This is a genomic window from Specibacter cremeus, from assembly GCF_003946885.1.
In the GTDB taxonomy this organism is placed as follows: Bacteria; Actinomycetota; Actinomycetes; order Actinomycetales; family Micrococcaceae; genus Specibacter; species Specibacter cremeus.
The window spans coordinates 1-22,842 of record NZ_RWKQ01000056.1 but is presented as its reverse complement, the minus strand read 5'-3'; the positions used below and the strand labels follow the sequence as shown (position 1 = coordinate 22,842).

17 protein-coding genes are annotated in these 22,842 nt (G+C 67.3%); 14 read left to right on the top strand and 3 right to left on the bottom strand.

Going from position 1 to position 22,842, the window contains the following annotated elements; all coding sequences use genetic code 11:
* Positions 1–74: 74 nt before the first annotated feature.
* The gene (locus tag EJC77_RS17795) at positions 75–1,445 is read right to left on the bottom strand and encodes a DUF3100 domain-containing protein (RefSeq protein ID WP_125615816.1); all 1,371 of its coding nucleotides are present in this window, start codon (positions 1,443–1,445) and stop codon (positions 75–77) included.
* Between the two features lie 224 nt (positions 1,446–1,669).
* On the opposite strand from EJC77_RS17795, the gene EJC77_RS17790 reads away from it, so the two are divergent.
* From EJC77_RS17790 to EJC77_RS17770, 5 genes are all read left to right on the top strand, one after another.
* Complete coding sequence (locus EJC77_RS17790) at positions 1,670–3,151, top strand: chlorohydrolase family protein (RefSeq protein WP_125615813.1); 1,482 nt, start codon at positions 1,670–1,672, stop codon at positions 3,149–3,151.
* On the top strand, positions 3,148–4,134 hold the full coding sequence (locus EJC77_RS17785) for an ornithine cyclodeaminase family protein (RefSeq protein WP_125615810.1): 987 nt from the start codon (positions 3,148–3,150) through the stop codon (positions 4,132–4,134). Before EJC77_RS17790 ends, EJC77_RS17785 begins: the two co-directional genes overlap by 4 nt.
* 52 nt (positions 4,135–4,186) lie before the next feature.
* Positions 4,187–4,549 (top strand): helix-turn-helix domain-containing protein, encoded by a 363-nt coding sequence (locus tag EJC77_RS17780; RefSeq protein WP_125615807.1) that lies wholly within the window; start codon positions 4,187–4,189, stop codon positions 4,547–4,549.
* Entirely contained in the window at positions 4,546–5,196 is a 651-nt protein-coding gene (locus EJC77_RS17775; protein ID WP_125615804.1) for a mobile mystery protein B, read from the top strand. The genes EJC77_RS17780 and EJC77_RS17775 overlap by 4 nt, the downstream gene beginning before the upstream one ends.
* Positions 5,197–5,307: 111 nt before the next feature.
* Complete coding sequence (locus EJC77_RS17770) at positions 5,308–6,987, top strand: plasmid pRiA4b ORF-3 family protein (protein WP_125615801.1); 1,680 nt, start codon at positions 5,308–5,310, stop codon at positions 6,985–6,987.
* A 113-nt stretch (positions 6,988–7,100) separates the two neighbouring features.
* On the opposite strand, the gene EJC77_RS17765 is transcribed toward EJC77_RS17770, so the two are convergent.
* Both EJC77_RS17765 and EJC77_RS17760 read right to left on the bottom strand, forming a co-directional pair.
* Complete coding sequence (locus EJC77_RS17765) at positions 7,101–8,558, bottom strand: purine-cytosine permease family protein (RefSeq protein ID WP_125615798.1); 1,458 nt, start codon at positions 8,556–8,558, stop codon at positions 7,101–7,103.
* Positions 8,559–8,674: 116 nt separating this feature from the next.
* Positions 8,675–8,974 carry a cupin domain-containing protein gene (locus tag EJC77_RS17760; RefSeq protein WP_125615795.1) on the bottom strand — a complete coding sequence of 100 codons (300 nt, stop codon included), beginning with the start codon at positions 8,972–8,974 and terminating at the stop codon, positions 8,675–8,677.
* Positions 8,975–9,037: 63 nt separating this feature from the next.
* On the opposite strand from EJC77_RS17760, the gene EJC77_RS17755 reads away from it, so the two are divergent.
* From EJC77_RS17755 to EJC77_RS17715, 9 genes are all read left to right on the top strand, one after another.
* The gene (locus tag EJC77_RS17755; protein ID WP_125615792.1) at positions 9,038–10,213 is read left to right on the top strand and encodes a M20 metallopeptidase family protein; all 1,176 of its coding nucleotides are present in this window, start codon (positions 9,038–9,040) and stop codon (positions 10,211–10,213) included.
* A 228-nt stretch (positions 10,214–10,441) separates the two neighbouring features.
* Positions 10,442–11,791: a purine-cytosine permease family protein gene (locus tag EJC77_RS17750; protein ID WP_125615789.1), complete on the top strand. Its 1,350-nt coding sequence runs from the start codon at positions 10,442–10,444 to the stop codon at positions 11,789–11,791.
* A 70-nt stretch (positions 11,792–11,861) separates the two neighbouring features.
* The gene (locus EJC77_RS17745) at positions 11,862–13,415 is read left to right on the top strand and encodes a hydantoinase/oxoprolinase N-terminal domain-containing protein (RefSeq protein ID WP_125615786.1); all 1,554 of its coding nucleotides are present in this window, start codon (positions 11,862–11,864) and stop codon (positions 13,413–13,415) included.
* The gene (locus EJC77_RS17740; RefSeq protein ID WP_205787473.1) at positions 13,412–14,551 is read left to right on the top strand and encodes a DUF917 domain-containing protein; all 1,140 of its coding nucleotides are present in this window, start codon (positions 13,412–13,414) and stop codon (positions 14,549–14,551) included. The genes EJC77_RS17745 and EJC77_RS17740 overlap by 4 nt, the downstream gene beginning before the upstream one ends.
* Positions 14,548–15,663, top strand: coding sequence for a DUF917 domain-containing protein (locus EJC77_RS17735; RefSeq protein WP_125615783.1), 1,116 nt, complete (start codon positions 14,548–14,550; stop codon positions 15,661–15,663). Before EJC77_RS17740 ends, EJC77_RS17735 begins: the two co-directional genes overlap by 4 nt.
* A gap of 132 nt (positions 15,664–15,795) precedes the next feature.
* Positions 15,796–16,863: a DUF917 domain-containing protein gene (locus tag EJC77_RS17730; RefSeq protein WP_125615780.1), complete on the top strand. Its 1,068-nt coding sequence runs from the start codon at positions 15,796–15,798 to the stop codon at positions 16,861–16,863.
* Entirely contained in the window at positions 16,860–18,419 is a 1,560-nt protein-coding gene (locus tag EJC77_RS21395; RefSeq protein WP_125615777.1) for a PucR family transcriptional regulator, read from the top strand. Before EJC77_RS17730 ends, EJC77_RS21395 begins: the two co-directional genes overlap by 4 nt.
* Before the next feature lie 12 nt (positions 18,420–18,431).
* Entirely contained in the window at positions 18,432–21,749 is a 3,318-nt protein-coding gene (locus EJC77_RS17720; RefSeq protein WP_125615774.1) for a DEAD/DEAH box helicase, read from the top strand.
* A 293-nt stretch (positions 21,750–22,042) separates the two neighbouring features.
* Complete coding sequence (locus EJC77_RS17715; protein ID WP_125615771.1) at positions 22,043–22,696, top strand: hypothetical protein; 654 nt, start codon at positions 22,043–22,045, stop codon at positions 22,694–22,696.
* The last annotated feature ends 146 nt before the right edge of the window (positions 22,697–22,842 follow it).

The window sequence follows — 22,842 nt, the reverse complement described above, 5'->3', positions numbered from 1 at the left end:
CGGCCCCTGCGCACCGTACGGGGTCGTACGGTGCGCAGAAACTTTCGGAGCAGTGGCCCCGTCTCCCGGCCCCGCTACAGGTGCAGGACGGTCTGGCCCAGCGCCGCGGCGGCGATGAACGACGCGCTGTACGTGATGAGGGCCACGATGACCACCTTCCAGCTGAGCGACTTCAACGCCGGGATGTCGCGCCCCACGGTCAAGCCGATGAGCGCCAGCGTGGGCACCCCGAGCAGGATGACGTCCAGATGGCCGGTCAGGGATGCGAACAATGCGGACGTGGGCAGGAACGGGGCGGAGAGGACGGTGGCGACGCCCAGCACCCAGACGCTCGACGGGACCGAGGGCAGCCACTTCGCCAGCCGGAAGGAGAGGGCCGTGAGCAGCAGCAGGATCAGCATGCCGACAACGTCGGACGGCCTGAACGCCTTGGTGCCCAGGACGTTCATCAGCAGGCCGGTCGCCCCCACGACGCCGTAGGCGAGCAGCTGCGTCCGCCACGAGAGGGGCACCTTCGGGTCCTCGATGGCCTGCGGCACGTCTGGCGCGGCAACGGCATCCTGTGTCGTCGCCACGGGACCCGGGCGAGGCAAGCGCCGAACCCGGCGGCCGTCGTCGTCCCTGCCGAACAACCGGCTCCAGAACGTGTACAGGCGGCGGCACAGTGGCAGCGACAGGAACACGCCGGCGTAGAAGCCCACGATGTTCGTGACCAGGTTGGACAGCGCCGCCAGCGCCATGATCTCCCCGGCCTGGTGGGGGTAGAGCAGGGACAGGGCGCCGGCGCCGCCCAGCATCATCGACGCCGAGCCGAGCCCAAGCCCCAGGGCCAGGGCGCGCGGGTCGAAGATCGACAGGCCGCCGAGGAAGCCGGCGAGCAGGGAGATGAACACGGCGCCGAACAGGCTGCCGAGCAGCCAGACGGAGAACACGCCGCGGTATTCGGGGGAGCGGACGCCGAAGCGCTGGATGGCGTAGGCCAGGAAGGATTCCCGGTCGATCGACCACGTGGCGCCGATGGCCACCCGCCCCAGGCCCAGGGCGACGGCGACGGGCAGGGCGATGATCACGGTGCCGAAGATGTGGCCCGCCTCCTGCAACACGATGGCCGGGCCGACGCCCCCGAGGTGGGCCAGTGTCGGGCCGATCTGCGTGCCCAGCCGGGCCAGGAACACGATGATGCCGATCTCCAGCAGCAACGTGGCCACCGACCGGGCCGCGGGGGAGATGGGACGCAGCCGCTGGGTGCCCAGGATGGCGCCGATGACGACGGCCCAGATGATGGGGAAGAGCACGACGGCGGCCGGGCCCAGTTGGATTTTCACCGTGCCGATGAGCACGGAGACGACGGCGACGGCCACGGATAGCAGGATGACGGTAGCCCAGTGGCCACGCGTGATCCGGGGAGTGTGGGCGTCGCGCCGTGTTCGGGTGGTGTTGGCCATGGAACTCACTGTCCTTGTCGATCTTGTATACCAAAATGAGAGTACCCAAGGATTGAGGAGATGTACATCACTTTGGAAAGATTGCCCAGGTGCAGTGTTGTGCACCTTGTTGGCGCGGCCGGGGGCGTGGTGGAGTACCGGGCATCTCGAGACTTGGAATACCAAATGCGCTATGGTGGTAGGGCGCGGCCACGTCGGGCGGCGCTTGATCTTCAGGAGGTCCCGTGCGCACATGTATCCGCGCCGACCATGTGCTTGGCCACGAGAACGGCCGTCACGTGCTGATTGCCGGTGGCCAGGTGGTGTATGAGGACGATTCGATCGTGTACGTCGGCCCGGCCCGTGACGGGTCCTTTGACGAGACCCTGGAGCTGGGCGCCTCGCTCATCACGCCCGGGCTGATCGACCTGGACGCGCTCACCGACATAGACCACCTCGTCCTTGACTCCTGGGCGCCCGCCGACCGGGCGGGCGGCCTCCAATGGTCCGAGGACTATTTCGAGCGCCGGCGCCGGGACGTGTTCACGCCCGAGGAGCGCCAGGTGGTGCGCGAGTACGCCCTTGTGCAGCTGGCGCTGCACGGCATCACGACCTACATGCCGATCGCGTCGGAGGTGCACAGCGCGTGGGCGGAGGGCTACGACGAGCTCGTCGGCATGACGGAGACCTCCCGCCGCCTCGGGCTGCGGGCCTACCTGGGCCCGGCGTACCGGTCCGGCGTGAACATCGTCCGGCCCGACGGCGAACGCGCGGTCGCGTTCGACGAGGAACGGGGGCGGGCCGGCCTGGCGGACGCCCTCCGGTTCCTCGACTACACCGCGGACCTGGCCGATCCACTGGTCACCGGCGCATTGCTGCCGTGCCGGATCGAGACCCTGAGCGAGGAGCTCATGGTGGCCACGGCTTCCGCCGCGCGCTCGCGCAACGTGATGGTGCGCCTGCACGCGTTGCAGGGGCTGCTGGAGCGCCGCCTTGTCCGGGAACGGTTCGGTGTGCCGCCGCTGCAACTGCTGGAGCGGACGGGACTGCTCGGCGACAACCTGCTGGTGCCGCACGGGCTCATCATCGACCGCAACCCGGCCGTGGACGGCGCCGACCACGGCGACCTGGCCACGCTGGCCGCCGCCGGGGTGTCCATCATCCACTGCCCGCAGACCTCCTTCCGGTACGGCAGCGCCCTGCACTCCTTCGGCACGTACCTGGCCGCCGGGGTGAACCTGTGCCTGGGCACGGACTCGTTCCCGCCGGACCTGGTGCGGGGCATGGACGTCGGCGTGCACCTGGCCAAGATCGTGGACGGCACGGCCGACGCCGCCCCCGCCGAACGGTACTTCGAGGCCGCCACGCTGGGTGGCGCCCGGGCGCTGCACCGCGCCGACCTCGGCAGGCTGGAAGCAGGCGCCCAGGCGGACCTGGTGGCGTTCTCGCTGGCCGACTTCCGCGACGGGGTGCTCGACGACCCGGTGCGGACGCTCCTGCTCAACGGCACCGCCCGGTCCGTCACGCACTCGGTGGTGGCCGGCCGGATGGTGGTGCGCGACGGCGAGGTGCCGGGCGTCGACCTGGCCGCGCTGCGTGCTCGGGCCCAGGCACTGTTCGCCCGCATGCGGGCGGCCTACTCCGAACGCGACACGTTGCGCCGCGGCGCCGACGAGCTCTTCCCGCCGACCTTTCCCGCCTTCGCTTCCCAAGGAACCCCGACATGACCCTGATCCTTTCCGCCTCCGACCTCGCCGCCCTCGCGGACATGAAGGCCACGATTGCCGCCGTCGAACTCGCCTTCGGTGACATTGCGCGCGGCACCGCGCACCAGCCCGCCCCGACGTCGCTGCACCTGCCCGGGTCCGACGCACGATTCCTGCCCATGACGGCGCTGGCCGACGCGCAGCAGCTGGCCTCCGTGAAGCTGCTGGCGGACATTCCCGCCAACCGCGACGCCGGTCTGCCCACCCAGCGCTCGACGATCCTGCTCGCGTCGCAGACCACCGGGGAGACGCTGGCCATCCTGGACGGGCGCGTGCCCACCCGGGTGCGCACGGCCGCGGCCAGCGCCGTGGCCAGCAGGCACCTGGCCCGGCCGGACAGCCGCGTGCTGGGCCTGGTGGGGGCCGGGGCCCTCGCCGTCGCCCATGTCGAGGCGATACTGGCCGTGCTGCCGCTGGAATCCGTAGTGGTTTGGTCGCGGTCGCGGACGACGACGGACGCGTTCCGTTCGTCGATCGCCCACTACGGGCTGTCCGTCACCGTGGCCTCCAGCGTTGAGAAGGTTTTCGCCGCTTCGGACGTGGTGTGCACGCTGACCCCGGCCACGACGCCCGTGGTTCGGGGCGCGTGGTTCCGGGAGGGGCAGCACATCAACGCCGTGGGTTCCCGGCCCCGCCCGGACCACCGGGAGATCGACACCGAGGGGATGGTGCGCTCGCGGGTCTTCGTGGACAGCCGGGCCACGGCCGTGGAGAAGTCCGGCGACCTGCTGATCCCGGTCCGCGAGGGCGCGTTGGCGCTCTCCGATGTCGTGGCGGAGCTCGGCGAGGTGGTGGCCGGCGTGGCGCCCGGACGGGTCTCCGACGACGACATCACGCTGTTCAACTCCGTGGGCATCGGCCTGTTGGACCTGGCGATCGGGCGCCTGCTGTACGACGGCGCGCTGGAGCGTGGGCTCGGGCTGCAGGTGGATTTGAGCGCGTAAGGCGGCGTGCGGTCCAAGCCGGAGTGAATTAGTATTCAAGTACTAGAGGGCTATGGACGGGGTCGTCATGTCATTGATACGAAGCGCCCGGAGGACGCTTGGGTGGACGCAGGAACAGCTGGCACGGAGGCTGGGTGTGGGCACCACCTCGGTGTCGACCTTGGAGATCAACGAGGAGCGAGGCACGGCCAAGATCAATAGCGTCGACAAGGCGCTGGAGGCCATGGGCAAGATGAGAGTCACGTTTGTGATCGACAAGATCCCTGACCATGACTTGGCGGCGATCAGGTCCAGGGCCCATGAGGATGCGGCCAAGATCGCGTGGACCATGGCGCTGGAGTCGCAGGCGCTGACGGATGAGGCAAGGGCCAGGCTCGAAGACCGGGCCTTCGCGCGGCTCCTCCTCGAAGCGTGACCCGGGACGGCGGTCCGAGGCGTCGCCTCGCGAACAACGGCGCCACGGTGCACACGACGCGGTATGGCCAAACGGCCGTGGACCCTGACGCGTATGAATTCCTGACGCCGCGCTACGGCCGAATTGAAACATTGGCCCAACTCAATGAGGCCGAGGCCCAGAATATCGGGAAGGCACTCGCCTGGCTGGAACGGCAGACCTTCGACCCTGCAGGTCTGTTGTCGCAGGCGACCCTCCGACGGATTCACGCCACGATGTTCGCCGACGTTTGGACATGGGCCGGTACATACCGGAATCGCGAAACCAACATCGGTGTGGACCCCGCCGAGATCCCGGGCCAACTCGAAGTCGTCCTTGGCAACGCACTGTGGCAGGTCGATAACGCTTCAATGGGCCAGCTGGAAATCGGCGCACGGCTGCATCGTTCACTCACGGCCATTCACGCATTTCCAAACGGGAACGGCCGGCATGCGCGGATCTTCACGGAGCAATTCGCGCGGTCGGTCGGGTTGCCGGCGGATACGTTCACGTGGGGATTCAAGACGTACACGGATCCCGCCACGGCTCGATCGGAGTACCTCAACGCGTTGCGGCACGCGGACATGACGGATGATCATGGACCGCTGATTCGAATCGCCACAGCGTAGCCGGTGTGCGGTCTCGCAGAGCCGAATGATGGTCCTGACGCGGCGCAGAACTGTCGCATGCGCTGACAGCACCCGGTAGCGTTGATCGGGAATCGAGGACGGAAGGCACCCATGGCGGCGAAGAAGAGCAAGCGCAAGCACACAACCCATTCGACGTCCCTGACCCGGACTCGCGCCGCACGCGCCGTGGACGCGCTCACACCGGATTTTGTCCACTGGTTTGACGAGGGCGAACCCGACGCCGCACTCATGGCCCTCACCTATCTGGACGTCATCAAGGAGTTCGCCGGGCGGTACTGCGAGATGACCGGCGCGTCGGGGATCACCGCGTTCGAGGCGGACGCCGTCGATGCGGTGATGGACGAGCTGATGCCTCAAGGCCTGAACGAGCTCATCGCCGACATGACCCTCGACAGCATCTTGACCTACATTGAGTTCCTCGGCGACACAGACCGCTGGACCGGCGACGCGGACGAGTTCGATGCAGTCCTGGACCTGTTCGAGGTCGATCAGCCGGACGACACCGCCCTTCCCACCGTCCACCTCACGGTGGTGGACGACGCCGAGGCGGCCGCGGTGTTCACCGCCCTGCCCGTCGTCGGGCAGGCCCGGGCGCTGCTGGAGTGGATCGGCCCCGGCAAGGAGGTCACGTCCACCGGTGTGCTGCGGCGCAAGGACATCCATGCGGCCGCAGCATGCGTGGGCGTGGCGGTGCGCGGGATGGCGGCGGCGCCAAAGCAGGACGACACGCTGCCCGGCATGGAGGCGTCGGACGTCCCCCAGGTGAAATCGATGGCCGACGTGCCGGCGCTGCGGCGGATCTGGGCGGCGCTGGACGCTGCGGGCCTGATCAGCATCACGGCCACCCGTGTCACCGTGACGCTGGTGGGCGCCACCTTCCTGTCCGGTGCGATGGATCCGTTGGAGGACTTCGTCACCGGTTTCCTGGCCGAGAGCGTGTTGGGGGACGCGGAGGACGATGCCTGGGTCGCGGAGGTGGCCGTGCTCGTCATCACAGCCCTGGCCCAGGGCACTTCACCGGAGCCGCTGGCAGTCGACAACGTGCAGGGGACGCCGGAGCACATGCCGGAGGAGATCCGGCCCATGGTCGAGTCGATGATGGTGGACGTCCAGCGCCGGCTGGCGGAACTGGCCGCGCTGGGGCTGGTCGAGATCACGGAGCACTATCGCGTGCCGCCGGTGCTGGCGCGATGCGTCGCCGACGCCTTCGACCTCGACACCACAGGAGCCGCCCCGCGACCGACCGCCGCCCGTGCACCCGGGGGCGTGACGGCGTCGTGCTTCCAACTGAAGATCGGCCTCAACGGCGCCACCCCGCCGATCTGGCGCCGCGTGCTGGTGCCGGCGGACATGCGGTTGGACGAATTGCACCGTGTCATCCAGGCGGTGTTCGGCTGGGAGGATGAGCACCTGCACGAATTCCGGGCCGGCGACACCCGGTTCGCGCCGCGGCGCCCGTCCGCCTTCGTCGACGACGCGGTGGATGAGGCGGCCGTGGCCCTGTGGCAGGTGTTCGGGGCCGCGAAGGACAGGATCGCCTACACGTACGACTTTGGCGACAGTTGGGAGCACACGCTCACGATGGAACGGGCAATGGACGACGACGGCGGCCGGCTTCCGCGCTGCACGGCCGGTCGCGGCGCGGGGCCGGAGGAGGACTGCGGAGGCGTGTGGGGGTGGGCCGAGTTGGTGCGGACCGAGGGCCTGGACGCCACGGCGTTCGACGTCGCCGATGCGGATGCGGCGCTGGCGAGGGCGTGGAGCGGGTAGTCTCGCGGCATGACCACCTGGACGGCGCGCTGGAGCGTGGGCTCGGGCTGCAGGTGGATTTGGGCGCGTAGGCGGTCCACAGGTCCGGGTCAACTCGCCGTAGGGTTCCTATCTCAGGGCAGGATGTGCTCGTGAGCGGCCCGTTCCAGCTCGGCGGCCTGGGCCTTGGCCAGTTCCGTCTCCGCGGCGACGTCGATGTGCCGGGTGAGCAGGTAGTACAGCCCGGCGGAGACCGGCAGGCCGATGAACAGCGAGATGTCCGCGCCGCCCATGGCCTGGGCGATGAACCCGACGAACAGGGCGCCGGCGGAGAAGAACGGGATCATGACCAGGAACCCGACCAGGTAGGAAATGATCCCCGGCCAGCCCCAGCGTCCGTAGATGCCATTGGGCTTGAAGATCTCGGCGATCGCGTAGTGCCCCTTGCGGACAATGAAGTAGTCGGTCAGATTGACCGCGGTCCAGGGGATGAAGAAGTAGAGCACCAGCAGCAGGAAGTCGCTGAAGTTGGTCAAGAAGTCGGCGGAGGCGACATTGGCCAGCACCAGGGAAATCACGGCGGTGATCGCGATGGTGATCACGCGCAGCCGCAGGGTGGGACGGATTTCGCGCAGGCTGTCGATGGAGGAGATCAGGGTCAGCGAGCCGCCGTACATGTTCAGGGCGGTCACCGAGATCAGGCCCAGGGCGGCGACGATCAGGGCGATGGAGCCGAATCCGGGGAAGAGCATGTCCGCCGTGGCCTTGATCGAGCCGATGGTGTCGAAGTTCTTGCCGGCCGACGCGGCGATGTAGGCGCCGAGGACCATCACCCAGATGCCGCCCAGGGCGCTGCCCCAGAACGTCCAGCGGAAGGTCCGCAGCCGGGTGCCTTCCGCCGGCAGGTATCGGGAGTAATCCGAAACGTAAATCGCCCACGAGATCTGGTATCCGGCCGCCACCCCCAGCTGGCCCAGGAACGGCACCGGGTGGAACCCGCCCAGGTTGAACGAGTCGGCCGGAACGCTCAAGTAGACCAGCGCGGTCACGGTCAGCACCGCCAGCATGGCGATGGTCAGGTAGGTCAGATACCGCTCGAAGGCGTGGATCAGGTCGTAACCGAACAGCGCGACGATGACGGCGATGATGGTGACCACCCAGAACCACAGGTTCGGCGCCCCGAGGTTCACCGATTTCTCGATCGCCTCGCCGGCGAGGATGGTGTTGAAGATGTTGAAGCCCGCGTATTGCAGATAGGCGAAAAGCCACACCAGCAGCGCCCCGAGGTAGCCGAATTGCGGCCGGGACTGGATCATCTGGGGCAGCCCCAGCTGCGGGCCCTGGGAGGAATGCGCGGCCATGAACAGCGTGCCGATCAGCACGCCGAGGACGATCGCGATCAGGGACCAGACCAGGTTGCCGCCGGTGGTGATGCTGATCAGCCCCACCGCCAGGGTGGCGATCTGGGCGTTGCTGACGAACCACAGCGGACCGATGTGGGAAACCTTGCCGTGCCGTTCATTCAGCGGCACATAGTCGATGGATCGAACTTCCAGCCTCCGGCTGGTCTTGGTGCCCGCGGTTCCGCCCATGGTGCAGCTCCTGTGATCGCGCTGCGACCAGTGCCCCCGTGGCCGCTTGGATACGGATTGTTTGTACCACATCGGCCCACCCGCGGAAAGGGCATCGGCCGATTTTTACGGGCGGCCTACTTGCGCTCCACCTCGATGAACACGATCTCGGTTGCGCCGTGGTTGGCGATGTTGTGTTCCGGGCCGGGCGCCCGGGTGTAGGACGCGCCGGCGGTCAGCTGGAACGTCGAGACGGCGTCGCGGGTGTTCAGCGTCAGCTCGCCGGTGCTCATGGGGACGACGACGTAGTCCAGCGCGTGGGCATGCCAGCCGGTCTCCGTGCCCGGGGCAAAGCGCCACTCGGTGACCCGGAAGTTCGCGTCGTCGAGCTGCACGGTGGACTGGGCCGGGCGAAGGGAAGTTGAAGGGGACGTCATGTGGCGATCCTCTCACGAAGCGTAGGCTGGCACCGGAACCCGGATCTGCGAAAGGACGCCGCCATGGACTTCGTCGAGGAAGCCAAGACACTCCTGCCCGGCTTGAAGGAGCTCCGACGGGCGCTGCACCGGGACCCGGAGATCGGCCTGGACCTGCCGCGCACCCAGCAGAAGGTCCTCGACGCCCTCAACGACCTGGGTCTCGACATCACGCTGGGCACGCGCACCACCTCGGTCACGGCCGTCCTCCGCGGCGCGACGGACGGCCCCACCGTCCTGCTGCGCGGCGACATGGACGCCCTGCCGGTCGTCGAGGAGAACGACCTGCCGTACAGGTCGACGAACGGCGCCATGCACGCCTGCGGCCACGACCTGCACACGGCCGGGCTCGTCGGCGCCGCCAAACTGCTCGCCGCCCACAAGGACGAGCTCAAGGGCACGGTCGTGTTCATGTTCCAGCCCGGCGAGGAGGGCCATGACGGCGCCAAGGTCATGATCGAGGAGGGCGTCCTCGACGCGGCCGGACACAAGCCCGATGCCGCCTACGGCATCCACGTCATGCCCGGCGCCCCCGGCGTGTTCACCACGAAGCCCGGCCCGGTCATGGCCGGCGCCAGCGAGCTGCGCGTCACCATCCACGGCGAGGGCGGCCACGGTTCGGCGCCCATGAACGCCAAGGACCCGGTCCCCGTCGTCGCCGCGCTCGCCGGGGAGCTGCCGTCCCTGGTCACCCGCCGCTTCTCCCCGTTCGAACCCCTCGTCGTGACCGTCACGCAGCTGCGCGGCAGCGACGCCGTCAACGTCATCCCCGGCTCGGCGTCGCTGGCCGCCACCGTGCGCAGCTTCGCCCCGGACGTGGTCGAGCGGCTGCGCACCGAGGTCGCCGCGCTCGCCGACGGCCTCGCCGCCGCCCACGGCTGCACGGCCGAGGTGGACCTGAAGGTCACGTTCCCGGTGACCATGAACGACGACGACGAGACGGCGGTCGCCTTGGGCGTGTTGGCCGGCGTCTTCGGTGCAGAGCGTGCCATCGAGGGTGCGGAGCCCGTGACGGCGTCCGAGGACTTCTCGCTGGTGTTGCAACAGGTGCCCGGCACGTTCCTGTTCCTGTCCGCCTCACCCGACGGACTGGAGAACCCGGCCTACAACCACTCGCCGAAGGTGCTGTTCAACGACGACGTGCTCGGCGACCAGGCCGCCGCGCTCGCCGAACTCGCGTGGGCCCGGCTGGAACGGTGATTGAGCCTGTCGAAATCCCGGGTCTCGACGGGCTCGACCACCGCGGTGATTGAGCCTGTCGAAATCCCGGGTCTCGACAGGCCCGACCACCGGGGGTCTCGACAGGCTCAACCACCGAGGTGTGCGTTGTGCATGGTTCCACCCAAGGAACCTGACACTTCGCCCATTCAGTGCGTCACGCCGGCTCCATATCGTTGAGGGTATCCATCCCCCCTGAGGAGCCCCGATATGAGCCAGCGAACAGCGGTACCGGCCACGTCCGGTGAGGCCAAGGCAGTCCCCGACGACTACGCCCTGGCGCGCGTCCCACAGAAAGCCCGCTACGGCTGGTTCCAGGTCGCCGTCCAACGGTTCGGCCAGATGTCGGCCCTGTCCCAGTTCATGCTGGGCGCCACGATGGGCTTCGGCATGACCTTCTGGCACGCCTTCTGGGCCATCACGCTCGGCGCCGTGATCCTGGAGTTCGTGACGATCCTGGTCGGTGTGATCGGCGTCCGCGAGGGCCTGAACACGTCCGTCCTGGCGCGCTGGACGGGCTTCGGCACGGGCGGCTCCGCGCTGCTCGGCCTGGCCATCGGCATCAGCCTCATCGGCTGGTTCGGCATCCAGTCGGGCGTCTCGGCCACCGGCCTGGCCGTCCTGCTGCCCATCATGCCGGCCTGGGGCTGGTCGCTGGTCTTCGGCCTGGTCGTCACGGCCATCGTGCTGCGCGGCTTCCATTCCATGCAGTGGGTCGCCAACATCACCGTCCCGCTGTTCCTCATCCTCGTCGGCTGGGCGTTCATCGTGGAGATGCAGAACCACTCCATCGCGGACCTGATGCGCTCGGTGCCGGCCGGCCCGCAGCTGGGCTTCGTCGCCGGCACCACGATCGTCGCCGGCGGGTTCATCGTCGGCGCCGTGATCACCCCGGACATGACCCGCTACAACCGCAGCGTCGCCGACGTCGTCAAGCAGACGGTGCTCGGGGTGACGCTCGGCGAATACGTCATCGGCCTGGCCGGCGTGCTGCTCGCGCACGCGTTGAAGTCCGCCGACATCACCCACATCTTCACCTCCACCGTCGGCTGGGTCGGCGTCCTGATCATCCTGCTCGGCACGTTCAAGATCAACGACTGGAACCTGTACAGCTCCGGGCTCGGCGTCGTGAACTTCATCAACACCGTGTTTGGCCGCAAGGTGAACCGCGCCGTCGTCACGCTCATCATCGGCGTCGTCGGCTCCGTGCTGGCCGCCGGCGGCATCCTCGACCGGTTCATCGGCTTCCTGTCCATCCTCGGCGTGGCCTTCCCGCCCGTGGCCGGCATCATGATCGCCGAGTACTTCGTCGTCAAGAAGTGGCGCCCGGCACTGCAGGCGGAGGCCACCGAGCTGCCGGCAACCGCCCCGGTCTGGGTGCCCGCCACGATCGTCATCTGGGTCGCCGCGGCCCTCATCGGCTACTTCGTCCCGGTCGGCATCCCCTCGATCAACTCGGTCGTCGCCGCCTTCCTGCTGTACGTGATCGCCGGAAGGCTCGGCCTGGTCCGCGGCGTCGGCACGCACAAGACGGAATCCCTCCCAACTGGTGGGCAGTAGCTGCTCGTTTTGGGCGGATTTCCAGCAGCTACGGTCCACTAGATTCACAACACGAAGAAAAGGAATCACCATGCGCATCGGCATCGACGTCGGCGGCACCAATACGGACGCCGTCCTGATGGAAGGGAACACGGTCGCCGCGGCGGTCAAGCGGTCCACGAGCGACGACGTGACCACCGGCATCGTCTCCGCCCTCGCGAGCCTGCAGGAGCAGCGCGCGTTCCACCCGGACGAGGTGGACGCCGTCATGATCGGCACCACCCACTTCATCAACGCCCTCGTCGAGGGCCGCAACCTGGCCCCGACGGCCGCCGTCCGCCTGGGCCTGCCGGCCACGGCCTCCCTGCCGCCCATGGTCGACTGGCCGCAGCGCCTGGTAAAGGCCATCTCCGGCGCCGCCTACCTGGCCCACGGCGGCCACGAGTTCGACGGCCGGCAGATCTCGCCCATCGACAGGGACGAGCTGCGCCGGCACGCCGAGGACATCCGCGCCCGCGGCATCAAATCCGTCGCCATCTCCTCCGTGTTCTCCCCGATCAACGCCGACTTCGAGAAGGAAGCCGCCGCGATCCTGCGCGAGGAGCTGGGCCCGGACGTGGCCCTCTCGCTCTCGCATGAGATCGGCCGCATCGGCCTGCTCGAACGCGAAAACGCCACCATCATCAACGCCTCGCTGCGCGACCTGGCCAACCACATCGTCGACGGCCTGGCCAAGTCCGTGGTCGGCGCCGGCATCGCCGCCCCGCTGTTCCTGAGCCAGAACGACGGCACGCTCATGGACGTCGAGTTCGCCCGCCAGTACCCGGTGGCCACGTTCGCCTCCGGCCCCACCAACTCGATGCGCGGTGCCGCCGTGCTCTCCGGCCTGGACACCTGCGCGGTCATCGACGTGGGCGGCACCACCAGCGACATCGGCGTGCTCAACGGCGGTTTCCCGCGCGAGGCCGGCGGCGAGGTCGCCATCGCCGGGATCCGCACGAACTTCCGCATGCCGGATGTGCTCTCGCTCGGCATCGGCGGCGGTTCCAAGGTGGACGACGCCGGCACGCAGGTCGGTCCCGAATCGGTGGGCTACCGCTTGACGCGGGAGGCGCTGGTGTTCGGCGGCTCGACGCTCACCGCGACCGACATCGCCGTGGCCGCCGGCCGCGCCGACGTGGGCGACAAGTCGCTCGTGGCGCACATCAACCCCGAGCTGGCCCGCACGGCCCTGAAGCAGATCGCCGAACGCGTCACCGACACGGTGGAGCGCATGCGCACCTCCGCCGAACCGCTGCCGGTGGTGGGCGTGGGCGGCGGCTCCATCCTGCTGCCCGACGAGCTGGCCGGCCTCGGCGCGGTCCGCCGCCCGGAGCACTACGCCGTGGCCAACGCCATCGGCGCCGCGATCGCCCAGGTCAGCGGCGAGGTGGACCGCGTGTACGCCGTCTCCGATGGCCAGCGGGACAGGGTCGTCGCCGAGGCCCGGCAGGAGGCCATGGACCGGGCCATCGCGGCCGGGGCGGACCCGTCCAGCGTGGCCATCATCGACTTCGACGAGGTCCCGATCCCGTACCTGCCCGGCAATGCCACCCGCATCCGCGCCAAGGCCGTCGGCGACCTGTCCCTGGGAGGACTGAAGTGAACACGACCCAACTGACCCAGATCGACGCCGACGTCGCCAACCTGGCCCGCGGCGCCGCGATCCTCGGCACCGGTGGCGGCGGCGACCCGTACATCGGCCGCCTTCTGGCCGAGGCGGCCATCCGCGAACACGGCCCCGTGCGGGTGGCGAGCGTGGAAGACCTGCCCGACGACGCCGTCGTTCTTCCCGTCGCCATGATGGGCGCGCCCACGGTCATGGTGGAGAAGCTGGCCTCCGGCGCGCAGTTCGCGCAGGCCGTCACATCGCTGGCGAGGTACCTGGGCGTCACTCCGACACACATCGCGTGCATCGAGGCCGGCGGCATCAATTCGACCATCCCGATCGTGGCCGCCGCCCAGCTGGGGCTGCCGCTGGTGGACGGCGACGGCATGGGCCGGGCGTTCCCGGAGATCCAGATGGTGCTGCCCACGATTTACGGGGTGCGTGCCACGCCCATGTCGATCTGCGACGAGAAGGGCAACTCCGGCGTGTTCGAGACCGTCGACAACAAGTGGGCGGAGCGGCTGGCCCGGCCGGCCACGGTGGAGATGGGCTGCTCGACGATAATCAGCACGTTCGCCATGAGCGGGGCGCAGGTGAAGCAGGCGTATGTGCGCGGCACGTTGTCGCTGTGCGAGCGGCTGGGCCGCGCCGTCGTGGACGCCCGCGAAGCGCACCGGGACCCGGTGCTGGCCGTGACGGACATCCTGGGCGGCCGGGTGGTGGCTGCCGGCAAGGTCACGGACGTGCAGCGTCGCACCACGACCGGGTTTGCCCGCGGGCAGGCCACCGTCGAGGGCATCGGCGTGAACGCGGGCTCCAGCATCGAGCTGGAGTTCCAGAACGAGCACCTGCTGGTGCGTGTGGACGGTGTGGCGCAGACCAGCACGCCGGACCTGATCATGGTGCTGGACGCCGAGACGGCCGAGCCGGTCACCACCGAGGCGCTGCGCTACGGCATGCGCGTGCGCGTCATCTCCGCCCCGGCGGACAGCCGCTGGCACCTGCCCGAGTCGCTGGCCATGGTGGGCCCGCGCTACTTCGGCTACGACATGGACCCGGTGCGCTTCGACGGGACCGTATCTTCCATGCCGGTGCCGTCCATGCCGGCGTCTTCCATGCCGGTGCCGGCATGAGTTGGCAGCTCGGCCCGGAGGACCTGGACGACCTGGCCCGCGGCGCCACGCTGCTGGGCACCGGCGGTGGCGGCGACCCGCACATCGGCAAGCTGCTGGTGAAGGCCGCCATGGCCGTGTCCGGGCCGATCACCATCCTGGACCCGCAGGAGCTGGCCGACGACGCGTTCGTCGTGCCGACCGCCCAGATGGGCGCCCCGACCGTCGTGGTGGAGCGCATCCCGGCCGGCAACGAGCCGGAACAGGCGTTGGCCGCCCTGGAGAAGCACCTGGGCCGCACGGCCGACGCCACCATGCCGATCGAATGCGGCGGCATCAACTCGATGATCCCGCTGCTGGTCGCGGCGCGCACCGGCCTGCCCGTCGTCGACGCCGACGGCATGGGCCGGGCGTTCCCGGAACTGCACATGGAGACGTTCTCCGTGTACGGCGTGCCCGGCTCGCCCATGGCCATCGCCGACGAGCGCGGCCACTCGGTGCTCATCGACACCGGCACGGACAACCGGCAGATGGAGTGGCTGGCCCGCGGCATCACGATCCGCCTGGGCGGGGTGGCGCACATCGCCGAATACCCGATGACGGGCCGGCAGGTGAAGGACACGGCCGTGCCCAACACCATCACGCTGGCGCTCGAGGTGGGCCGGGCCATCCGGCGGGCCCGCGAGGCGCACACGGACCCGATCGCGGAGCTGGCCGCGACGCTGTCCTCGACCCTGTATTCGCACTTGCGCGTGCTGTTCGAGGGCAAGGTCGTCGACGTGGAGCGGCGCACCACGGACGGGTTCGCGAAGGGCCAGGCCCGCATCCAGTCGGCCCCGGACGAGCCGGAGCTGGTGATCAGGTTCCAGAACGAGAACCTGGTGGCGACGCTCGGCGACACGGTGCTGGCCGTGGTGCCCGACCTGATCTGCGTGCTGGACGCTGAGACGGCCGAACCCATCACCACCGAACGGCTGCGCTACGGGCAGCGCGTGAGCGTGATCGGCATTTCCACGCCGGCCATGATGCGCACTCAGGAGGCGCTGGACACGTTCGGCCCGGCCTGCTTCGGGCTGGAGCACGCGTTCGTGCCGGTCGAGTCCGCGGTGGTCGAGCTTGTCGAGACCAGGTGATTTCGACGAGCTCAATCACCGGTGGTCGAGCTTGTCGAGACCAGGTGGTTTCGACGTAGCTTCGGTGGTTTCGACAAGCTCAACCACCGGCGGGCTCAATCACCGGGCCGGGGTGTCTGTCAAGATATAGGCATGCTCCCGCCTGCCTTCACGCTCACCACGGACGACGTCGATGCGCTCGCCCTGGGTGCCGCGCTGCTGGGCTGCGGCGGCGGCGGCCGGGTCGGCCAGCTGCGGACCCTGTTGGCGCACGCGACGGGAGACGCGCTGGCGACCGTTGTGCCGGCGTCGTCCGCGTCCGGCGTGGCCAACGTATACGCGGTGGGGTATATAGGCTCGATCACGGTCATGGAGGAGAAGCTGCCCGGCGGCGAGGAAATCGTGGACGCCGTGGCGGCCGCCGTGCGCTGGACCGGGGTGCCGGCCGACGCGCTCATGCCCGTGCAGATCGGCGGCGTGTGCGGGCTGTCCGCCGTCGCCGCCGCGCACCGGCTGGGCTGTCCCGTGGTCGACGCCGACTTCGAGGGCCGCGCGGTGCCCCGGCTGGACCAGTTCTCGCTGGCCGCGGCCGGGCACCCGGCCCCGCCGCTGGCGCTGACCGTGCCCGGCGGCATGACCCTGGTGCTGGACGGGACCACGAACCAGGAGGCCGTGATGCGCGCCGTCGTCGCGGAGAGTGGCGGGTGGGGCGCGCTGGCGCTGGGCCCGCTGGCCGTCGCTTCGCTGCCGGACATCGCCATCACCGGCACCATGAGCGCCGCGCTGTCGGTGGGCCGGGCGCTTCAGGAGTGCCTGGGCGTGGCTGCGGAACTCGTGGGGGAGGCACTGGGCGGGCGCACGCTGGCCCACGGCCGGGTAATCTCGGTGGCCAGGACGGCGCAGGAGGAGAGCTTTGTGCATGGCAGTTTCGCCGTGCTGGACGCCGAGACGGGCGCCGTGGTGCGGATCGAGGCCGGCAGCGAATACCTGCTGGTGGCGCTCGACGGCGACGTGGTGGTCACGTGCCCGGACATCATCTCCGTGCTGGACGCGCGCACACGAACACCCATCGACGCGGAGTTGCTCGGTCCCGAGCAGGAGGTCATCGTGGTTGCGTTGCCGGGGCCGGCGTGGTGGACCGCTTCGCCGTCGCGGCTGGCCCGGGTGAGCCCACGGTCTTACGGGATCGAGCTTGACTACGTGGCATTGCAACTCGTATGAGTGCGCCGCTTTCCTCACTGCTGGAGCACCCGTCCCTGGCGGACGTGCGCGTGGTGGCCGGTCCGCGCGACGTGCTGGTGCGCAGCGTGGCCGGGGTGCCGGGGCGGCTGGAGGACGTGTCCGTGGCGCTGTCCGGGCCCGCGTTTCAGGGCGGTGCGCGTTCGGGTGGCGCGCTGCTGGTGGTGTTGTCTCCCGTTTCCGCCCTGGGGTGGCAGTTCGACGCGGTGCTGCGCCGGTGCGCGGGCAAGGGCGTGTCCGCGGTGCTGCTGTCCTTTGCCGGGTCCTCCCCGGTGGCGTTGGACGCGGGCTCGGTGCTGTTGGCGCGGCGGCTGGGCGTCGCCGTGCTGGAGGCGCCGGACGCGTGGCGGGCGTCCGTGGCGTTCCATGAGGCGATCGGCAGTTCGGGCGCCGCGGCGGCCCGGTTGACGCTGCGGGCGGCGCGGATCGGCCTGAACGCCGGGCCGGACCTGGAGGAGACGCTGGGCATGCTGGAAGCGGAACTCGGCCGCGAGCTGCTGCTGATCGACCGGTCGGGGACCGTGCTGCGAGCGAAAGGCGAGCTGACCGCCGTCGAACATTCACTGCTGTTGAGGCTGGGCGAGCGGACGGGGCCGAGCACCATCGAGTTCGGGCCGGGGCGGGTGCTGCTGGCGGCGCCGGTGGGGACGGGGCTGGCGGCGCGGTCGTGGCTGGGCGCGGTGGCGCGGGCGGATCTGTACGGCGACCAGGCCGCGGTGCTGTCCGCGTTGGAGGTGGCGAGCGTGGCGGTGGGGCATCGGCTGGTGCTGACGCGGCTGGCGAGCGAGCGGGACGCGCGGCACCGGACGGCGCTGTTGGAGGAGATCCGGGACGCGGGGGCGGCGGTGCGGCCGTCGCTGCTCAAGCGCGCCATCGAGGCGGGGTGGCGGCTGGACGAGTGGCATGTGGGCATCCGGCTGATCGCCCGGGGCGCGGTGGACGCGGTGGCGCAGCGGTCGGAGGTGCTGGAGGCGTTCACGGCCGAGGGACTTGAGGTGGAGATCGTGGAGCAGGTGGACGGGTGGGTGCTGTGGACGTCGTCCGTGCAGGAGCCGTCGCCGGTGGAATTGGATCATGTGGCCACGCGGATCCGACGGGCGCAGGGGCGGCTGCGGGCGACGATCGAGACGTCGACGGGTGTGGGCCGGGCGCAGGCGGGGGCTGTCGGGCTGGTGTCATCGCTGGGGGAGGCGGGGGATGCTGCCCGGCTGGCCTCGTCGCGGCCGCAGACGGGGTACTTCCTGCACGTGGACCGGCTGGGGCTGGCGCAGCTGCTGCTGGCGTGGACGCAGACCGACACGTTCCAGCCGGCCGCTGAGCAGCTGCTCGCGCCGCTGGGCGACTTGCGGCTCACGTTGGCGGCGTATCTGGATGCGGAGTCATCTTTGGTGGAGGCCGCCGCGGTGCTGGGCGTGCACCGGAATACCGTGGCGGATCGGGTTTCTCGGATTGAGCGGCTGCTCGGGGTGGATCTCGGGGATCCGGATACCAGGCTGGCGCTGCACTTGGCGTGTCGGAGCGTGGGGGTGGAGGGGTAGGTTTCTGGGTTCATGATCGACGGCGGGCGGCTGGGCGGGGTGCCCGAATCCGGTTTTGTCCGGCGCGTCCACTACCCTGGGCAAGTGATCGATTTTGATGGGGATTTCGCCGAAGACCACTCGGGCATTGGCAATGACGCCACCGACGTAATCTCAGGCGTGGCTGAGGTTTTTCCGGGATTGTATGAGTCTCTTCATACGTCGGATTTGGCGGCACGGCTCACCGCCGTTCCGAATCTTCTACCTGAATATGTTGACGTTGAAGATGACGTTGCGGCGCAGGTGCTCGCACGGCACTTGGGCGATCTCGCCGAGCGTCGACTGAGCAAGGCGAAGGCAGCGGACCGTGTGGCCTTGGCCAATCAGATGCTCACGGCCATCACGGCAGCCGATTCTTTTGATTCGGCGCGCGCACTTGGCGAGTTGATTGAGCCCGGCCCCAGGGAGTTGATGTCCCTGTCGGAATCTGGCGTGCTTCGGAACCGGGACCTTCGCCGCCCGACCACCCGGCTCAGTGAGGCCGCGTTGTATACCAACGCGCGCGAAGACCCGAACTTGGCCGGAGAAATCCGACGTGAGCTGGATTCTGCTGATCGTGTTGATCTGCTGTGCGCTTTCATCCGGTGGTCCGGTTTGCGATTGCTGGACCGCGAACTGAAGGAGTTGTGCGAGCGGGGCGTAAAGCTGCGCGTTATCACGTCGACCTATATGGGCGCGACGGAGCGCAAGGCTATTGATCATCTCGTCAACCGGTATGGGGCCGAGGTCAAAATTAACTATGAGACGCAATCGACCCGATTGCACGCCAAAGCTTGGATGTTCACGCGGTCCTCGGGATTCGATACGGCCTACGTCGGTAGCTCGAATCTGAGCCAGGCGGCTATGCTGGACGGTCTGGAATGGAACGTGCGATTGTCGAGTGTTGGCACACCGGATTTGCTCCGCAAGTTCCAGGTGACGTTTGACAGTTACTGGGAGCAGCGGGCGTTCCAGTCGTACGATCCCGCTCGGGACGCCGAACAGTTGGATGAGGCGCTGGCTCGAAGTGGCGGCCGTCGCGTGACGGTGGACGAGACGGCGGACACGGGACTGGAGTTGCAGCCGCATCTGTACCAGCGCGAGATGCTCGAAGACCTTGAGTCGACTCGCGTTGTTCACGGACATCATAGGAACTTGTTGGTTGCCGCAACTGGGACCGGCAAGACTGTGATCGCGGCTCTCGATTACAAGCGTCTGTGCGAAGCTGCTGGATGCGATTTGTCATTGCTATTCGTCGCCCATCGTCAGGAGATCCTCAAGCAGTCACTGACGACGTATCGAACCGTAATGCAAAGCGGATCGTTCGGCGAGCTGTATGTCGGGACGGACAAACCCCGCCAGTGGCGTCACGTCTTTGCCAGCGTCCAGTCGTTGGCGCAACTCGGACTGAGCGAGATTGAGCAACACCATTTTGATGTTGTCGTGATTGACGAATTCCACCACGCCGCGGCTCGGACGTATCGGGACATCATTGATCACTTAAAACCGCGGGAATTGCTGGGCCTCACCGCCACCCCGGAACGCGGTGACGGTGTCAGCGTGGCCGACGCCTTCTTCGACGGACGCATCGCCAGCGAACTGCGTCTTTGGGATGCGCTCGACAATGACCTGTTGGTGCCGTTCCACTACTTCGGTGTTGCCGACGACGTGGATTTGAGCCAAGTCGAATGGAAGCGCGGGAATTATGACGTCGTCCAGCTGAGCAACCTGTACACGGGTAACGACGCTCGGGCAGCGAAGGTCATCCGTGAGCTTCGGGACAAAGTTCTGAGCACCGGTGAAATGCGGGCCCTCGGCTTCTGTGTGTCCGTGAAGCATGCTGAGTACATGGCCAAAGTCTTCAACGAGGCCGGCATTGAGTCCGTTGCGGTCTCGGGTGGCACGCCGGACGAGGAGCGCGCGGCCGCGTTGACCCGACTTCGGTCTCGCGAGATCAATTGCATCTTTACGGTGGACCTGTTCAACGAGGGCCTGGATTTGCCGGAGATCGACACAATTATGTTGCTCCGGCCTACGCAGAGCTCGACGATCTTCTTGCAGCAACTCGGACGCGGTCTGCGGCGGGCGGAAGGCAAGTCGGTTCTAACGGTGCTAGACCTAATTGGACAACAGCGGCGGGAGTTCAGGTTTGACCCCAAATTTCGAGCCCTGACCGGTTTGAATCGCAAGCCCTTGGAGAAGGCGATCGAAGACGAGTTCCCTCAGCTTCCGTCCGGATCGCAAGTGTCGCTAGACCGGGTGGCGCAGAAGATCGTATTGGACAGTATCAAGACGCAGCTCAAGCTAACGCGGCGCCGGTTGGTTGCCGAGGTGAAGAGTGTTGGCGAACAGCGTCTGCAGGACTTCCTGCGCGAATCGGGGCGCGAGCTTCGCAACGTATACCGCAAGACTGGCGATTCATGGTCGACCCTGATCTACGACGCTGGGCTGGGTTTCGCCGCCGAGCTTGCCGACGATGCGGCGCCCACCCTGCGCAAGATGTCCATTGCTGAGGTGAAAGCTGAAGAACTCCTGCTGCTTAAGCGCGTCGGTCAGTTCATCTGTGTCGACGACGGCGAACGGGCGGAGACATACTCGCGATTGCTCACACCGGGCTGTCCGGCATACGGCGAACTATCGTCGCGGGAGCAGATATTTGCAGCGATGCTCACCTTCGCTGTTTGGCCGGACGCCGCCGACTTTAGGACGTACGACGAGGCGCTGCGCCATCTGCGGTCATTCCCTCGAGTCTGCGCGGAGATCGAGGATCTTCTTAAGCTGGTTCTTGAACGGGCGCGTCCGACACCTCGCAGTTTGGGCATGGGATTGCAGCATATTCCGCTGAAATCTCATGCCACGTATCGTCGTGAGGAGGCACTGGCCGCCCTGGGGTACCTATCGATCGATGGCAATCGGGCAAGCCATCGTGAGGGAGTCGCGTGGTGCAAGGACGAGCGTACGGACGCATTCTTCGTAACCGTGGAGAAAGACGCGAAAGAGCGCGCTGCATCGATCATGTACAAGGACTACGCGATAAGCCAGGACTTGTTCCACTGGGAATCGCAGAACGCGACGACGCCCGAGAGCAAGGTTGGGCGCCGCTACCTTGGGCACAAGGAAATGGAGACCAACATTGTCTTGTTCACTCGTCAGGAGGCAAAGGATGACCTCGGCATGACTGCCCCGTTCACGTGTCTTGGGACCGTCGATTACGTTCAGCATTCGGGTTCGAAGCCGGTGTCTTTTGTGTGGAAGTTGCGCCGCCCCATGCCCGCAGACGTGTTCGCTCATGCTGCCGCGGTGGCACAGTAGATTGGCGGTGACCCACCAGTTGTCTCGTCTGGCATTGATGGCCGGCCGATGAGTACCTGTGGGGAGATTTAGGGCCATGATATTCGTTGATGCGCTGGAGAATGTGACTATAATAAGCGCAGTTCACTCATCTTCCGCCGAAGTGATTAGTGGCGGTCGACGAGTCACGCATTCAGATTTGCAGAACTGGCCCCGCTTCCATTGGACAAGGCGGCGCATGGTAGATTCGGAAACCTCATCGGTGCATAGTGCAGCGAACACTGACCATCGGAACGACGCGAAGCAGGGGTGCGATGCTGGATTGGAACATGCCCGTCAGCGCTTGGCAGGTGATCATTCCGCCCGTGGCAAGTGCAGTCGTCTCTCTGATCTCGGTGTGGGCTGCCTATCTCATCGGTAGAGGCTCCGAGGCCCGAAAGCAGTGTGACTTGATCTACGAGTCGAACCACAAAGCGATGAACGATCTCTTTGCCAGCGTCAACCAGCTGACTTCCGCCATGGACCGCCATATCGCTGCTCAGGAAGACCCCTCGAACCAGACCTTTGACAAAATGTGGGAACTCACAACGGGCGTTTCATGGGTGCCGGGACGACGTGATGGGAAGATTCTCAACGGCGTCCTTCAGCCTACTGACGAAGGCCTAATTGTGGACGTCTGGCTTCGCACGAACATTCACTTCACGTATTCCAGGCTTCAACAGCGCGACAAAGAGGACGAGTATCAAGATCATTTACTTAGATCCGAAATCAACAAGCTCCACACGCGCCTTCTGAAATGGTCCATTCGTGATCTGCCCGTCTCGTGGTTCGTCAAGGACCTAACAGACACTGGGATGCGCATATTCCACCCGCTGTACTATTCCAGGCAGTCCGCGCTGACGCCCCTGAACGTGAGTCCTGCGGCTCAGGAGTTCTTCAAAAAGGGCATGCTCGACGAGGATGACTGAGCAGTGAGCATCCACGTGAAGCAATCAACAGAGGCTTCCGCTAATACGGCCCCAATCTGAACTCATGGAGGGTTATTCAGAACGTCCAGAATCGAGATCAAGAATCGGTGGGTCTGAGTGCGGAATGGCGGCTTTCCTGGGATAAT

Excerpts from the sequence above, each read along its gene's own strand:
- EJC77_RS17795 (WP_125615816.1), bottom strand. The coding sequence starts at position 1,445 with ATGGCCAACACCACCCGAACACGGCGCGACGCCCACACTCCCCGGATC.
- EJC77_RS17770 (WP_125615801.1), top strand. The coding sequence starts at position 5,308 with ATGGCGGCGAAGAAGAGCAAGCGCAAGCACACAACCCATTCGACGTCC.
- EJC77_RS17760 (WP_125615795.1), bottom strand. The coding sequence starts at position 8,974 with ATGACGTCCCCTTCAACTTCCCTTCGCCCGGCCCAGTCCACCGTGCAG.
- EJC77_RS17720 (WP_125615774.1), top strand. The coding sequence starts at position 18,432 with ATGATCGACGGCGGGCGGCTGGGCGGGGTGCCCGAATCCGGTTTTGTC.
- EJC77_RS17785 (WP_125615810.1), top strand. The coding sequence starts at position 3,148 with ATGACCCTGATCCTTTCCGCCTCCGACCTCGCCGCCCTCGCGGACATG.
- EJC77_RS17750 (WP_125615789.1), top strand. The coding sequence starts at position 10,442 with ATGAGCCAGCGAACAGCGGTACCGGCCACGTCCGGTGAGGCCAAGGCA.
- EJC77_RS21395 (WP_125615777.1), top strand. The coding sequence starts at position 16,860 with ATGAGTGCGCCGCTTTCCTCACTGCTGGAGCACCCGTCCCTGGCGGAC.
- EJC77_RS17780 (WP_125615807.1), top strand. The coding sequence starts at position 4,187 with ATGGACGGGGTCGTCATGTCATTGATACGAAGCGCCCGGAGGACGCTT.
- EJC77_RS17765 (WP_125615798.1), bottom strand. The coding sequence starts at position 8,558 with ATGGGCGGAACCGCGGGCACCAAGACCAGCCGGAGGCTGGAAGTTCGA.
- EJC77_RS17730 (WP_125615780.1), top strand. The coding sequence starts at position 15,796 with ATGCTCCCGCCTGCCTTCACGCTCACCACGGACGACGTCGATGCGCTC.
- EJC77_RS17745 (WP_125615786.1), top strand. The coding sequence starts at position 11,862 with ATGCGCATCGGCATCGACGTCGGCGGCACCAATACGGACGCCGTCCTG.
- EJC77_RS17715 (WP_125615771.1), top strand. The coding sequence starts at position 22,043 with ATGCTGGATTGGAACATGCCCGTCAGCGCTTGGCAGGTGATCATTCCG.
- EJC77_RS17755 (WP_125615792.1), top strand. The coding sequence starts at position 9,038 with ATGGACTTCGTCGAGGAAGCCAAGACACTCCTGCCCGGCTTGAAGGAG.
- EJC77_RS17735 (WP_125615783.1), top strand. The coding sequence starts at position 14,548 with ATGAGTTGGCAGCTCGGCCCGGAGGACCTGGACGACCTGGCCCGCGGC.